Origin of the sequence: Robertmurraya sp. FSL W8-0741, from assembly GCF_038004005.1 — a bacterium.
GTDB classification, from domain to species: Bacteria; Bacillota; Bacilli; order Bacillales; family Cytobacillaceae; genus Robertmurraya; species Robertmurraya siralis.
The window spans coordinates 2,999,250-3,013,410 of the sequence record NZ_JBBOQG010000001.1 but is presented as its reverse complement, the minus strand read 5'-3'; the positions used below and the strand labels follow the sequence as shown (position 1 = coordinate 3,013,410).

The 14,161-nt window shown below is 37.2% G+C and carries 14 protein-coding genes and 1 pseudogene; 12 read left to right on the top strand and 3 right to left on the bottom strand.

Going from position 1 to position 14,161, the window contains the following annotated elements; all coding sequences use genetic code 11:
* Positions 1-154 precede the first annotated feature (154 nt).
* The 5 genes from mutS to NST02_RS14610 all read left to right on the top strand — a co-directional run bounded on the left by mutS (position 155) and on the right by NST02_RS14610 (position 6,312).
* Entirely contained in the window at positions 155-2,728 is a 2,574-nt protein-coding gene (gene mutS, locus NST02_RS14630) for a DNA mismatch repair protein MutS (protein ID WP_137742862.1), read from the top strand.
* An 18-nt stretch (positions 2,729-2,746) separates the two neighbouring features.
* Positions 2,747-4,585 carry a DNA mismatch repair endonuclease MutL gene (gene mutL, locus NST02_RS14625; RefSeq protein ID WP_137742863.1) on the top strand — a complete coding sequence of 613 codons (1,839 nt, stop codon included), beginning with the start codon at positions 2,747-2,749 and terminating at the stop codon, positions 4,583-4,585.
* A gap of 725 nt (positions 4,586-5,310) precedes the next feature.
* On the top strand, positions 5,311-5,442 hold the full coding sequence (locus tag NST02_RS14620; RefSeq protein WP_268951547.1) for a hypothetical protein: 132 nt from the start codon (positions 5,311-5,313) through the stop codon (positions 5,440-5,442).
* A gap of 2 nt (positions 5,443-5,444) precedes the next feature.
* Positions 5,445-6,077, top strand: a complete 633-nt coding sequence (locus NST02_RS14615) for a hypothetical protein (protein ID WP_137742864.1) — start codon at positions 5,445-5,447, stop codon at positions 6,075-6,077.
* A gap of 19 nt (positions 6,078-6,096) precedes the next feature.
* Positions 6,097-6,312 (top strand): hypothetical protein, encoded by a 216-nt coding sequence (locus NST02_RS14610; RefSeq protein WP_095308234.1) that lies wholly within the window; start codon positions 6,097-6,099, stop codon positions 6,310-6,312.
* A 354-nt stretch (positions 6,313-6,666) separates the two neighbouring features.
* On the opposite strand, the pseudogene istB reads toward NST02_RS14610, so the two are convergent.
* Together istB and NST02_RS14600 are read right to left on the bottom strand one after the other, a co-directional pair.
* A pseudogene (gene istB / locus NST02_RS14605) lies at positions 6,667-7,421 on the bottom strand (IS21-like element helper ATPase IstB); the annotation flags it as partial.
* Between the two features lie 12 nt (positions 7,422-7,433).
* Positions 7,434-7,820, bottom strand: a complete 387-nt coding sequence (locus NST02_RS14600) for a hypothetical protein (protein WP_137742865.1) — start codon at positions 7,818-7,820, stop codon at positions 7,434-7,436.
* Between the two features lie 62 nt (positions 7,821-7,882).
* On the opposite strand from NST02_RS14600, the gene NST02_RS14595 reads away from it, so the two are divergent.
* From NST02_RS14595 to NST02_RS14570, 6 genes are all read left to right on the top strand, one after another.
* Positions 7,883-8,356: an SAM-dependent methyltransferase gene (locus NST02_RS14595; protein ID WP_095308238.1), complete on the top strand. Its 474-nt coding sequence runs from the start codon at positions 7,883-7,885 to the stop codon at positions 8,354-8,356.
* Positions 8,357-8,761: 405 nt separating this feature from the next.
* Complete coding sequence (locus NST02_RS14590; RefSeq protein ID WP_340949217.1) at positions 8,762-8,926, top strand: hypothetical protein; 165 nt, start codon at positions 8,762-8,764, stop codon at positions 8,924-8,926.
* A 14-nt stretch (positions 8,927-8,940) separates the two neighbouring features.
* On the top strand, positions 8,941-9,402 hold the full coding sequence (locus tag NST02_RS14585; protein WP_340949216.1) for a cytochrome c oxidase subunit II: 462 nt from the start codon (positions 8,941-8,943) through the stop codon (positions 9,400-9,402).
* Positions 9,403-9,416: 14 nt separating this feature from the next.
* On the top strand, positions 9,417-11,114 hold the full coding sequence (locus NST02_RS14580) for a cbb3-type cytochrome c oxidase subunit I (RefSeq protein ID WP_340949214.1): 1,698 nt from the start codon (positions 9,417-9,419) through the stop codon (positions 11,112-11,114).
* A gap of 96 nt (positions 11,115-11,210) precedes the next feature.
* The gene (locus tag NST02_RS14575; RefSeq protein ID WP_340949213.1) at positions 11,211-11,849 is read left to right on the top strand and encodes an SCO family protein; all 639 of its coding nucleotides are present in this window, start codon (positions 11,211-11,213) and stop codon (positions 11,847-11,849) included.
* Entirely contained in the window at positions 11,846-12,403 is a 558-nt protein-coding gene (locus NST02_RS14570; RefSeq protein WP_212933465.1) for a hypothetical protein, read from the top strand. Before NST02_RS14575 ends, NST02_RS14570 begins: the two co-directional genes overlap by 4 nt.
* 213 nt (positions 12,404-12,616) lie before the next feature.
* Here the strand turns inward: NST02_RS14570 and NST02_RS14565 are convergent, their stop codons facing one another.
* Positions 12,617-13,195: a CBO0543 family protein gene (locus tag NST02_RS14565; protein ID WP_095308245.1), complete on the bottom strand. Its 579-nt coding sequence runs from the start codon at positions 13,193-13,195 to the stop codon at positions 12,617-12,619.
* A gap of 255 nt (positions 13,196-13,450) precedes the next feature.
* Here NST02_RS14565 and NST02_RS14560 point away from each other — a divergent pair, with 255 nt between their 5' ends.
* Complete coding sequence (locus NST02_RS14560) at positions 13,451-13,801, top strand: hypothetical protein (protein ID WP_340949208.1); 351 nt, start codon at positions 13,451-13,453, stop codon at positions 13,799-13,801.
* The last annotated feature ends 360 nt before the right edge of the window (positions 13,802-14,161 follow it).

The following is a 14,161-nucleotide window of genomic DNA, read 5'->3' as shown; positions in this document are numbered from 1 at the left end:
TTGCATAATTAAGAATGCGGTAATCTTGTCCTTAGAATATTGAAGAAGTACGAAAAAATTTGGTATTGGATGCAAACCGTTTTCGCTTATTTTTACCTATGATATAATAGATCCATATTATTCATTAATGTGAGAAAAGTTTTGGAGGATTAGAATGGCTACATATACGCCGATGATACAACAATATTTACAGGTGAAGGCAGATTATCAAGATGCCTTTTTATTTTTTCGATTAGGGGATTTTTATGAAATGTTCTTTGATGACGCACTGAAGGCGTCACAGGAGCTTGAAATTACATTAACAAGCCGTGAGGGTGGTTCTGAGGAACGAATCCCGATGTGTGGAGTACCGTATCACTCTGCACCGCAATACATAGAAAGATTAATAGAAAAAGGATATAAAGTCGCAATTTGCGAACAAACGGAGGACCCAAGGCAAGCGAAAGGCGTTGTCAAACGGGAAGTTGTTCAGTTAATTACTCCAGGAACAATGATGGAAGGTCGAGGGCTACAAGAGAAAGAAAATAATTTTATAGCTGCTCTAAGTCCTTTCTCGGATGGGAGCTATGGTTTCGCTTATAGTGATCTTTCTACTGGAGAAAGCAAGGTTACGTTGCTTAAAGGGGATTACGAGCTTGTTTTAAATGAAATTGCTCTTTCAGGTGCAAAGGAAGTGGTCATTCCTTCACAGCTGTCTGAGGAACTGCAGCTTAAAATTCGTGAACGATTTGCGGCTACCTTATCTTTTGAAGACAATGAAACGATAAATGAGAGTTTTTCAACTCTTCTCAACTCTATGGAAGAAACGAAGTTAAAGAGTACGATTTCACGGTTATTCAACTATCTGTACCGAACACAAAAAAGATCGCTTGATCACCTTCAGCCTGTCAACCGATACGAAATTCAGCAATTTATGAAGATTGATTATTATTCAAAACGAAATCTTGAGCTGACAGAAACGATTCGTTCGAAAGGCAAGAAGGGTTCTTTATTATGGCTGTTGGATGAAACGAAAACAGCAATGGGCGGACGTTTGTTAAAGCAATGGATAGATCGCCCTCTTATTAAAAAGGAAGATATTATCAGACGTCAATCTCTCGTTGAAGTGTTCATGTCCCATTATTTTGAACGGCAGGAAATGCGGGAAAAACTAACAGAAGTATATGATCTAGAAAGGTTGGCAGGAAGAGTCGCCTTTGGCAATGTCAATGCCCGTGACTTGATGCAATTAAAACGCTCCCTCTATCAAATACCACATCTGAAAAGTATTATTGCACAGATGGAAGATGAAGAATCGGCTCTTTTAGCTGCTCAGCTTGATCCTTGCGAAGAAGTAGTCGATTTACTGGAAAGAGCGATCGTTGACAATCCACCTTTATCCATCAAAGATGGAAACATCATTCAAGATGGCTATCATGAAGAGTTAGACAAGTATCGTGATGCTAGCAAAAACGGAAAAACGTGGATTGCGCAACTCGAGCGAGAAGAACGGGAGAAAACGGGAATTAAATCGTTGAAAATCGGCTATAACCGTGTGTTTGGTTATTATATTGAAGTGACAAAGGCGAATCTTCATTTGCTTGAGGAAGGGCAATATGAACGGAAGCAAACATTAACAAATGCGGAGCGGTTTGTGACGCCTGCTCTCAAAGAAAAGGAAGCGCTCATTCTACAAGCAGAGGAAAAAAGTGTGGAGCTGGAATATGTGTTATTCACAGAAATCCGCGAGTTTGTAAAATGCTATATTCCGAGATTGCAAAGATTAGCAAAAATAGTTAGTGAGATTGATGTACTGCAATGTTTTGCTTCCATAAGTGAAGAAAGGCATTATGTGAAGCCACAATTTTCCTCTGAACGTTTGATTTTGCTGAAGGAGGGCAGACATCCGGTAGTAGAAAAAGTAATGAATGCACAAGAATATGTTCCAAATGATTGTTACATGGATAAAGAAAGAGAAATTCTTCTTATAACTGGACCGAATATGTCTGGGAAAAGCACGTATATGCGCCAAATTGCCCTTACGGCGATTCTAGCCCAAATCGGTTGCTTCGTCCCTGCCAGTGAAGCAACCTTGCCTATTTTTGATCAGGTGTTTACCCGTATCGGCGCTGCAGACGATTTAATTTCCGGTCAAAGTACGTTCATGGTTGAAATGCTTGAAGCAAATCATGCGATTGAAAATGCGACAGCCAATAGTCTGATTCTTTTTGACGAAATTGGTCGTGGGACTTCTACTTATGATGGAATGGCGCTTGCGCAAGCGATTATTGAGCATATTCATAATAAAATTGGCGCGAAAACTTTATTTTCAACCCATTACCATGAATTAACAGTATTAGATAAGGAGCTCAAGCAATTAAAGAATGTACATGTTAGTGCAATTGAACAAAATGGCAAAGTTGTCTTCCTACATAAAATTAAGGAGGGTGCTGCCGATAAGAGCTACGGGATTCACGTTGCCCAGCTCGCTAACCTGCCTAACTCTTTAATCAAGCGGGCTAATGAACTGCTTGAAAACTTTGAGAATCAAGGTGAAAGCGTGCAACCTCCAAAGTTGGAAAGTGGGCAGCTGTCATTCTTTGATGAGCCAGTGATCAAGGAAGCTTCTCCATTCAGTGCAAAGGAGAAAAAAGCATTGGATCAAATCAGGGAAATCGATATTTTAGAGATGACGCCAATGCAAGCGATGAATACCCTATATGAGCTCCATAAAAAATTAAAAGGCTAATTGTTGAGGGGTGGCGTAATGGGGAAAATTATTCAGCTAGACGATCTACTTTCGAATAAAATTGCTGCAGGTGAAGTAGTAGAGAGACCTGCCTCTGTTGTAAAGGAATTAGTGGAGAATGCGCTAGACGCCAATAGTACGATTATCGAAATCGAGGTAGAAGAAGCAGGTCTTGCGAAAATTCGCATTACAGACAATGGTGATGGAATTGAAGAATCAGATGTATTAATGGCTTTTCAGCGTCATGCCACAAGTAAAATCAAAAATGATCAAGATTTATTCCGAATTAGAACGTTAGGGTTTCGTGGAGAGGCCCTTCCAAGTATTTCCTCTGTTTCAAGGATTGAGATTAAGACATCGACAGGTGAAGAGGGAACGCGTCTCGTTTTAGAAGGTGGTCATGTAGAAATCTTTGAAAAAGCATCAAGCCGCAAAGGGACAGATATCATTGTCACAGATTTATTTTTCAACACACCAGCAAGATTAAAATATATGAAAACAGTTCATACAGAGCTTGGAAATATTACCGATATTGTCAATCGCCTTGCCCTTTCTCATCCAGAAGTTTCTTTCCGCCTTATACACAATGATAGAAAGCTTCTGCATACGAATGGCAATGGGGACGTACGCCAAGTGCTGGCGGCAATCTACGGTCTAAATATCGTTAAAAAAATGATTCCGATTGAAGCGACTTCACTTGATTTTACCATTCGTGGCTGGCTTGCTTTGCCTGAGATAACGAGGGCATCGCGCAATTATATTACAACGATGGTTAATGGTAGATTTATTAAAAACTATCCATTGGTAAAATCAATTCAAGAAGGATATCATACTCTTCTTCCAATTGGACGTTTTCCAATAGCTTTGCTCAACGTTGAAATGGACCCGATTTTGGTGGATGTCAATGTTCATCCTTCAAAAATGGAAGTGCGATTCAGTAAAGAAGCTGAATTAAATCACCTTGTAACAGAAACAATTAAAAACGCTTTTCACCAAAAAGAACTTATTCCAGAAGGTTTGAAGCGAGAACCAAAACAAGTAGAAAGATCGGAGCAGCCCTCTTTCGATTTCGAGCATCTTCCAGTTGCTAAAGAAGCGCAACCGACATTTTCTTTTGAAGAATTTCCGCAGGTTGAAGTGCAGGAAACAATAAGGGAACTTCCTGTTAGACCGATAGAAAGCAGCCAAGTTAAAGCCGCACGCTCATTTGTTGAGGAGGAAATGATTGCTTCAGCACCAGCAACTGTCAGCAAAGATGAAGCAAACGTTGAATCAAGAGTCCCACCGTTATATCCGATTGGTCAAATGCATGGAACCTATATTTTGGCTCAAAATGAAAAGGGACTTTACATTATTGATCAACATGCCGCACAAGAAAGAATTAAATATGAATATTTTCGTGAGAAAGTAGGACAGGTTGAAAGCGAGCTTCAAGAGATGCTTGTACCTTTAACTTTTGAATACTCGGCAGATGAAGCGATTAAAATTATGGAGCATAAGGAGCAGCTTGAAGAAGTTGGTGTATTTTTAGAACCTTTCGGAATCAATAGCTTTATTGCACGCTCTCATCCGCAGTGGTTTCCAACAGGACTGGAAAAGGAAATTATTGAAGAAATGCTCGAACAACTGCTCACAATGAAAAAAGTCGATATAAAGAAACTGCGAGAGGAAGCAGCGATCATGATGAGCTGCAAAGCTTCGATAAAAGCAAATCATTATTTGCAAATGAGTGAAATTCAAGCACTTTTGGATCAGTTAAGAAGATCATCGGATCCATTCACATGCCCACACGGAAGACCGATCATTATTCATTACTCAACATATGAAATGGAAAAGATGTTTAAACGCGTGATGTAGAGGGGTTTCTAAGGAATTAGAAACCCCTTTTAATGGTTTAAAAAACTCTGGCTATGAATTGCACCCCAAAAGTTAGCTTCAAATCTTACTTTCGGGGTGTTTTTTTACTGCTAAATATAGTGAATCAATTAAGCTTTTGATAATTATAGAATATCCAGAAAGCAAATTAGAATATTGTTTGGTAGCTAAAAAGTTATAATTTGGTAGCTAAAAAGTTATAATTTGGTAGATAAATAGGTTAAAGTGTTTGAAAAATTTGGTGTAGATGGATTGATGAAAAAACGAATGAATGAAGTTTTTTCTGTTCAACTCAAGATTGATGCATTTGACTATATAATAAAAGTAGAGATTCTTTAATGAATATCTCACTTCGGTTTGGAATTGCTACTCCTTACTCCTTACTTCTTTCTACTTGAAATAAATTTTTTAAGGTAGGAGGAATAATGGTAGTTTTGATTTCAAGCATATTTTTTTAGTTGTTCTCAACTGAAAATAGATGTGTGTCGGTAACTTCAGAAGTTGGATCCTTTGATTATTAAAAAGAGATAGTCTCGGGTGTGTTTTTTAAATTTTTTAAAAATTTCCAATAACACCGCTTTACATTTTTTGAAAATATTGGTATTATATAAATTAATTTCCTGTTATTGTGCGATATTTTAGAGTTTTCTGTATATGTATGATAGGAAAAATACTAATAATTTTTATCATAGGGGGAATGTTACTTAATGAAAAGAAAATTGTATTTGTCTTTTATTTTAGTAATTTTTGCTTTTATTTGTTTTTCTGGAGGTGTTGGTCTCGCTGCTCTGGAGTTACCTTATCATGATAATACTGAATCAAAAGTGAAGAAAAGATAGCTTTGTATAAATTGAATTTCATAGATGATATTTTAGAAGAGGGAAGTAATGAAGTTAGGTATTATTGGAATGATATAAAAGATAATGAACAAAGCGTAGACCTAAATATTGTGGTGAATTCAGAAGCAAAAATAATCTTTGTAGAAGAAAAAAATATTAATTCAAAAACAGAAGTAGAGCAAATAAAAAAATCAATAGAATGGAGAGATTCGGTTAAGAAAATATCTGCAGCGCAAGAAATACCATCCGAGGAAGAGTCTAATCCAATTTCTCTACTACGAGACTATCAGGTGCCATTTAAAATAAATGGAGGTAGTACACGATCCCAATTCTTAAGTGATCATGCCTTTGATAGGCATAAATATGTGAATAATGCTGCATCATCTTGTAGTAGATCTAGATACGCACAGGATGTTGGTGTTAAAAGTTTAACAAATACTACGAGGTCAGTTCCTGATGAAAAGTTTACAACAACACATGGAGATAACTCTAGGACTACTACATATATAAAAAAATTTAAAGGTGGTCGTACAATGAATATGAGAATGAGTGATTATGGCTATACGGATTACCACCGTGTGATAATTAGTCACGATTATTCTGAACAAAATACTCATCACCCGTATTGTAAATAGTTGAAAGGACTGTAAAAAAATGCGCATAAAGAACCAAATAATCAATGAATGGACAATTTATAAAACCTATCCTGATTTTTCTTTTGTAGATAATTTAGAAAAGATGATAGAGTCGAATCAACATAACTTAAAATCAGGTGAATCTCTGGAAATACATCAGGTACTCTTTGTAGGAGAATTTAAAAAGAATGAAAAAGTATATTTAGTTATTTTGAATGTTGTTCCTGAGGAATAAAGAGGTAATTTGCAGTGAAAACTATTTAGCTTTTACATCTTTTCATATAGAGTCTTAGTAGTCAGATAACACTCTAGTAGATATGTGAGAAGTTTTTTTAGAAGAGATAGTTACGGAACCAAGAGATTTATACTTAAATCTAGAAAAAGTAATTTCGATGTCATGTAGCAAAAAGCTCCTTTTTATAAGAAGTGACCAAAAGGATTAGACAAGTATTATTACTTGGGAAGGCATGAGTTCTTGGACTCATGCCTCTTAACTTTACCATTTATCCCCCGTAGTTCTTGCTAAGTTTATTTGCTTAAGATACTTGTAACCGTCAAGTAGTTTTGAACACTTTATGCTAATTAATTTTTGAACACTTTCTTTTCCGAAAATGGTAGTGCGATGTTTTATTCGATAACTGTCATTTTCATTCAATTGAATAACTTCTACTCTATGGAGTAATCGGTCTAAAATTGCTGTCGTGATTCCTTGATCTCCCAATAGTTCTCCCCATTCTTCTGGACCTTTATTGGAAGTTAAAATAATGGAACTACGCTCGTATAGATAATTGATTAGATGGAAAAGTAGATTGACTTCTCTCTGATCCATTGCCATATACATTAAATCATCAATAATTACCATATCAGACTCTTTTAAGCGTTTTAACTGAGTTTGAGACTTTCTTATATACTCTTCTGTTTTTAGTAGATGGATGAGTTCTCCCATTGTAGAAAAGGCAACTTTATAGCCCTTTTGAATAGCTTCTAAACCTAGTCCTATACTAATATACGTTTTACCTGAACCTGGCGGTCCTAATAAAAATAGGTTGTATTGTTGTTCTAGCCAAGTTAGTTCCCTTAACTGGTTTAATTGACGTGTACTAAGCGATATTTGTTCTTCAACTTTAAACTCATCAATTGTTTTGAGATACGGAAATTTAGCCCATTTTAATCATTCTTATCTTCACGTTTCTTCATTTCATGCATTAGAAGTTCCTGTAGAAACTCTTGATACGTCCACGAAAATTTCTCCGCATTTCGTAGTAATACTGGCAACTCATCGGCCGTTTCCGCCATCCGAAGATGGCGAAATTGTTCTTGTAAGAGTTGTACAGTGCTAGTCATTATGAAACACCTCTAATTATGTTCGTATAATATTCTACTTCCCTTTTTACTGCTGACCTTTGTTGCGGGGGTATCTTTTTTAGCTTCGATTGAAGCAGGAGATATATCTTTTCCTTTTTTTAATCTAGTTAAATGTTGTGCAATATCATGTAGATCGTTTGCACTCCAAAGTTGCTTTTTTAGACAAACAGCGAGGGCTTTCTCTATTTGAGGTCGAAAATGGGTAATAGCGTATTGAATGACCTGCAGCTGATCTCTTACATATCTCGGATATTGCTGGGCTACTTCATTCACAAACTTTAAAGCATTTTCTTGATCCTTGAATTGACGATTAATAGTTTCTTTATATACTTGGATTCCTTTTGAACGATCTCTTGTATGCTGTCTATTTTTTATCAATTTATAAATGTCAGCACAAATAATATAACGGCGCCGAAATATATTGATTAGGAGAATTATATATGGAACAGTTCATTGTAAAAACGATTGGAAAGGTGCGTTCAGACGAAAATGGAATACGGATTGAACTGGAAAAGGCGTTTATTCCTGGCCTTAGGAACCTTGAGGGCTTCGGTTACATTAACGTATTATGGTGGTTCCATCATTGCGATACTGAGGAGTCGCGTTCAAAGTTGATTGAGAAAAGCCCTTACAAAGGTTCTCCGGATACATTAGGCACTTTTGCTACACGTGCTCCGGAACGTCCAAATCCCATCGCTCTTACTTGTGTCTATATCTCTTATCTTGAGGTTGACAAGGGGATTATAGGTCTAGCTTATATTGATGCAGAGGATGGAACGCCAGTACTTGATATTAAGCCTTATACACCAAGCTTTGACAGGGTGGAAAAACCCATTGTTCCTAATTGGTGTTCAAATTGGCCAAGGAGTATTGAAACATCTGGGGACTATGATTGGAGTGCCGTTTTTTCGTAATTCAATACAATAGTAGATTTTATTCTTTTAGAACTGTTTTCCTCTTTAAAGGAAACCGGTTCTTCCAGAGAGAAATGGGTGCGATATGTTTTTAAGTTCAAATACGATTATATTTCTTTTCCAATCAGTCCATCATTATAGTGAGTGCATTTCTTTTAAAAAATAGAGCCCAATGCCTAACCTGTCTTAAATAACGTATACAGGTTAGGCATTTTTTTATAAAAATCCGAATTTGTTAAATGGATATTTATTTTGCTATTCCCTACACAACAGTGATTATCGCGATAATCGAGCGGAAAAGTGAATGTTTTTTGAATAAAGGAAGTGGCAAAGTGATTTTTCTCACTACGATGAGAATCATTCGCAATTATGCTGAAAGTGAGAAAACTAAGGGAGGGAATTTTAATGAAAGCTTCTGACCATGTTCAAGATGAAATAAATGTTGAAAATGAAAATACGGATAAACTTGTCACATCAAAATTGGGTACGTGGATCTCTGTCGGTGTGGTTGCAGCCGTTATTCTAGTTACTTACTTTATAATATTCGGATTCTATATGGATAGAGTTTAAAGGAGGAAAATGTGATGCACCTTGATGAAAAAATTTGGTTAACACTGAGCTTCGGCATCATCATGATATTTATGTTGATTACTGGCTATCAAGCATTTGCATTGGAAATGGGACCGCCAAGTCATAATGAAATACTAGATCCGCAAAAAGTAGATGAAACGGCTCCATTTGATGAACCTGGAATAAAGCAAATTGGCGAAAAGGAATATGAAGTTGTGATGACTTTACAAGTTTTCAGTTTTACGCCAATGGAGCTTGAAATACCTGCAGGTTCAACCGTACACTTCACGTTAACTTCAAAGGACGTTGTACACGGATTTCAAGTAGCGAATACGAATATTAATGCAATGGTCATGCCAGGACATATCCAAAAAATTTCGCAGAAATTTTCTGAGCCTGGTGAGTATTTAGTGCTATGCAATGAATATTGCGGTGCAGGACATCAGTTAATGAGCACGACGATTACGGTTAAATAAAGGAGGGAATCAAAATGGACGCGGCTATTGAACAAAATAGAAGAGCAGCAGTTCTCAGCGAGAAAAAGAATAAGGTTTTAGGCGTTTGTTTAGAGGATGCGCGAATATCGAAATCATATTTAGCTGTCGCTTTTGTCGCATTACTGCTCGGGGGATTGCTAGGTTTATTGCAAGGGTTGAACCGGGCAGGGGTTCTGGAATTACCAGCTTGGCTGAATTATTATCAAATATTGACCGCACATGGATTGTTACTCGTTGTTGTACTCTCCGCATTTTTTACGATCGGATATTTTTACGCGGGTCTTTCCCATACATTAGGTGGTCTCTTGCCAAAGGTGCGAAATCTGGCTTGGATTGGATTCTGGACAAAAATGGTAGGTCTTGTCTTGGTTGTTGTTCCAGTTCTAATGAATGAAGCTTCTGTTATGTATACATTCTATCCACCAATGGCAGCCCATCCAGTCTTCTATTTTGGGTTAGTATTCGTTGTATTAGGAATTTGGATGCTGGCAACAGGAGCATTCATCAACGTGGCTCATTGGAGGAAGAATCATAAAGGACAACATCTTCCAATCTTAGCATTCTTTGCAACCGGGGTGTTTGTGTTATTGGTCGGAGCAACTGCATTCGTTGCTGTGGAAGTACTATTTATGATTATTCCATGGTCTCTCGGCTGGGTCGAGACGATTAATGTTATGGTTGCGAGAACATTATTTTGGGCATTTGGACATACGGCGGTCAACATCTGGTATTTAACAGCTGTATCTGCATGGTATGTTATCGTACCAAAAATCATTGGGGGTACAAGATGGAATGATTATTTAACTCGCGTCGTTGTGATTGCACTTGTCATTATGAATATTACAGGTGGTTTCCATCATCAGATTGTTGATCCAGGTATATCGCTTCCGATCAAATTTATGCACGTATTTATGAGTCTTGCTATTGGTTTTCCTTCATTAATGACTGCCTATGCGATGTTTAGAGTTTTTGAGCGTACAGGTAGAAGGAAAGGTGGCAAGGGAGCACTTGGTTGGTTTAAGAAACTTCCATGGGGGGACGTTCGCTTCCTATCTCCTTTTATCGCAATGGCAGCTTTTATCCCAGCCGGAGCAGGCGGGATCGTGCAAAGTACAAATCAATTAGATCAGGTGGTTCATAACACGATGTGGATTGTTGGGCACTTCCATTTAACACTTGGAATGTCAGTGGTCATGACATTCTTTGGAATTAGCTACTGGTTAGTACCTTACCTTTCAAAACGGGTGTTAACTCCACAAATGAATAAATTAGGCGTTATTCAAACAATTATTTGGACGGTAGGAATGGTAATCATGGCTATCTCCATGCATGCAGCTGGATTGCTTGGTTCCCCGAGAAGGACATCTTTTACAACCTATGGCGATTTTGCAGAGACATTAGGATGGAATCCATTGATGACAGCGGTTGGCATAGGTGCAACCCTTTTGTTAATTGCGGTAATTCTTCAGGTCCATGCTGTATTTAATATGATGTTCTTTGCGCCAAAAGGGGAAGTCGAATTCCCAATTGCTGAAGTGGAAAAAAATGAAACGGCTGCTCCATATATGACAGAGCGCTGGGGAATTTGGGTTGTTGTCATGATGATCGTAATTGCTATGGCATATGTTCTGCCTTTGACAGATATGATTGTCAATGCACCACCAGGTTCACCTCCTTTTAAAACATGGTAATTATTTATTGAGGATGAAAAGATAGCACCATTTGGAGCTATCTTTTTAAGGTCTATGGTGGTCTTTCAATTCAAAATGAAATTTGGAAGTGATCTGATGCATAAAAACTTTCATAGCACGATAGCTTTACTTGTCGTGGTATCGTTTGGCATTATTCTGCTTTTCATCGGCACAGACGGATTTAAAGCATTTACAGAAGAATCAGCTAGGGTCAATCGCTTAATGGAAGAACAGCCAAAGGTTCCAAACGTGACGCTGGAGGATAGCAAAGGGAGAACGTATCCTATCTCTGAGTTTGAAGGGAAATTCATGTTTATCACTTTCCTGTACACAGCATGTGGAACGGTTTGTCCTCAATTAGAATACAATATGGCTCAAGTATATGATTTGCTACCACAGAAGTATATGGGAGAAGAGATTGTCTTTCTTAGCATTAGCTTTGATCCAGAACGAGATGAGCCAGAAACATTGGAAAGATATCGAAAAGCTTTTAAAAGTGATGGGGAAACATGGCGAATGGCAAGGATTGTGGACAAAACAGAACTAAATACGTTACTAGAAAAATTCGGAGTTATTGTCATTCCTGATGGTCAAGGAAACTTTACTCATAATTCAGCCTTTTATCTCGTCGATAAAACTGGCAGCCTTAGAGAGGTGATGGATTTTACCAAAATTGAGGAGGCGGCTGAAAAAGTTGAAAGGATACTTGAAGGTGAGCAGGTGAGCAAGAGATGACACAATTTATCTATGGCTTATTATTATATATTTTCTTGATGATCCCACCTATTGCTGCTCTTTTTGAATCTATGATGATAACCCATATGCATATGCAAATGCCCATGCTGGTCATTTCAGGTTTCTTAATGTCTGGCCTTTTATTGAGACGATCCCGTCTTTTTCTCGAAAAGTGGAACCATAATGGCATACCAGGGATCACCCTTTTTATGATGATAATGATATATTGGACTATTCCTCGAACAATGGATGAAGCATTAACAATGCAAACTATGGAGATTTGGAAGTTTATGAGCTTACCATTTTTGGCTGGAATGCCACTGAGGGATAGTTGGAAGAAGCTAACAAAGGCAGGGAAAAATTTTATTATTTTTATTTTTACAGTCAAGTATTTTGGGATGGGAGCCTTATATATATGGTCGGAAGAGTCGTTATGTAATAATTATTTAGTCATTGATCAATTAACACTTGGCTGGGGATTTATTACGACGGCTATATGTTTAGTCATTTATTTAGTCTATGCTTTCACAGTAAATCCTTCAGAATATGAATAATTGAGAAAGTGAGTCAAAATGTTATACTCGCTATTACGAGATGGACTTGAACATCGTTCATTTACTCATGTTCGTTCTCAATTGGTTAGACGGAGAGAGAGACTTCTTTAAAGGTGCCATCATTTTATTTTACCTTGGAAATGATTCATGAACCGTCTGTCTTTCTTTTGGTGTGATCGTTTCAAAATTTTATTAAAGGATTGCAAGTAGTAATTACAATGTTGTGTGAAACGGTTTGCCTTTAGCAATATAGTTCGATAGCAAAAATAATAAAACATATATGGGAAAAGAATAAATGCTTTTCCAACGAATAGGTTCATACAAATCTAACCACATTGCAATTGGTTCACCAATAAATGCTGCAAGTGCTCCATAGATGATTCCTTTTAGAAAATGATTTAAAGATGGCTTAAGTTCAATCATAAGCATCATTGAGACGGGTAATAAAGTAAGATCCCATGGCAAATAGCCTGTAATAAATGGAAACACATTATATGGGTATGTCCAAAGGCCGAATTGGAGGCCGATTGAATCAAGTATTAATGCAATAATCGCCATGAATAACCCGGCGCGAATGAGATCGCCTCTATTCTGGCGATTATGTAATTTGAACCAAATAATCCAAGGTAAAATACTTAAAGTAAATCCTAGCCACCACATTGGGCTGAACAGAATCATCTTTTGCCAAATATCCACAAATGATTCATGGGCTTGATTGTATAAGGAATATACTTTTTGAATATCTTTATTTATATCTGAAGCTTTCATTTGCACCCCAGCCAATCCATTCATCAATAAATCTCGCTGATATATCGTTAGCATTTCATTTCAATTGTACAATTATGCAGAAAATATCCGTTATTATAGAACCGACATTGTGAGATGATAGCTGGTGTGAAATGCTTTAATAAAGCATAATATAGTGATAGACGAGGAGGCGGTTATTATTTGATGTTTTTAATATCCTTGTTACCAATAATCATGATAGCAGTCTTCATTATTTTTCTAATTGTTGTTTTATCAAAAAGTAAGGAAGGAGGAGAAAGTTTGGTCAGACATCTTTATGTATACCTTGTTCTTTTTGCCACATTAATGATGGTGATTGGCGGCGGAATTTCAATCTTTATGGCAACGGCGGACTTAGTTAATCCACCATCTTATTATCAGACCTATTCTGATTTTAAAATCATGAGACAAAGTGAGAAAATAGAAGGTAAACAAGCGGTTACATTAACGGAGGAGCAATTACGAGCAGAGTACGAGCAATTGAAGGAGGATGAGAGAGAGCGACAAAAGGAGAACGCCAAAAACCAAATGATTAAAAGCTTAGGATTTATTCTTATTCCACTGCCTATTTTCCTTTATTTTAATAAGTGGCGCCGAAAATCAATTGAATAGGAAAAAGGCGAATTACGTTAGGACATGACCATAGACATGGGGTACCCGTATTACGGCGGGCTCATGGAAATCATCAATATGGTCGCAAGTCAGGCTTTTAGTTTGAAGAGGTTGTATAACAAAGACCGTTTATACAACCTCTCAGGCTGCCTGTAAATGTTCGCTTTCTTTGCAAAGTTCAGTGTTGATAGCCTTATTGTAACATCTCGTTTGATCCCGACAAATGTTTTCAATCCGCATCAATGTAATGGCTATCTAATGGTATCATTCACATTTTGTGGCAACTAAAGTGCCCATCGTTGCATTTTCATATCGTCTAGGAAAGTAGACAAGGCTCTTTATTAACTTTGCACCTTGCGA

Coding starts and splice junctions, on each gene's coding strand:
- mutS (WP_137742862.1), top strand. CDS start 155: ATGGCTACATATACGCCGATGATACAACAATATTTACAGGTGAAGGCA.
- NST02_RS14590 (WP_340949217.1), top strand. CDS start 8,762: ATGAAAGCTTCTGACCATGTTCAAGATGAAATAAATGTTGAAAATGAA.
- NST02_RS14570 (WP_212933465.1), top strand. CDS start 11,846: ATGACACAATTTATCTATGGCTTATTATTATATATTTTCTTGATGATC.
- NST02_RS14620 (WP_268951547.1), top strand. CDS start 5,311: ATGAAAAGAAAATTGTATTTGTCTTTTATTTTAGTAATTTTTGCTTTT.
- NST02_RS14580 (WP_340949214.1), top strand. CDS start 9,417: ATGGACGCGGCTATTGAACAAAATAGAAGAGCAGCAGTTCTCAGCGAG.
- NST02_RS14565 (WP_095308245.1), bottom strand. CDS start 13,195: ATGAATGGATTGGCTGGGGTGCAAATGAAAGCTTCAGATATAAATAAA.
- NST02_RS14575 (WP_340949213.1), top strand. CDS start 11,211: ATGCATAAAAACTTTCATAGCACGATAGCTTTACTTGTCGTGGTATCG.
- NST02_RS14595 (WP_095308238.1), top strand. CDS start 7,883: ATGGAACAGTTCATTGTAAAAACGATTGGAAAGGTGCGTTCAGACGAA.
- NST02_RS14610 (WP_095308234.1), top strand. CDS start 6,097: ATGCGCATAAAGAACCAAATAATCAATGAATGGACAATTTATAAAACC.
- mutL (WP_137742863.1), top strand. CDS start 2,747: ATGGGGAAAATTATTCAGCTAGACGATCTACTTTCGAATAAAATTGCT.
- NST02_RS14585 (WP_340949216.1), top strand. CDS start 8,941: ATGCACCTTGATGAAAAAATTTGGTTAACACTGAGCTTCGGCATCATC.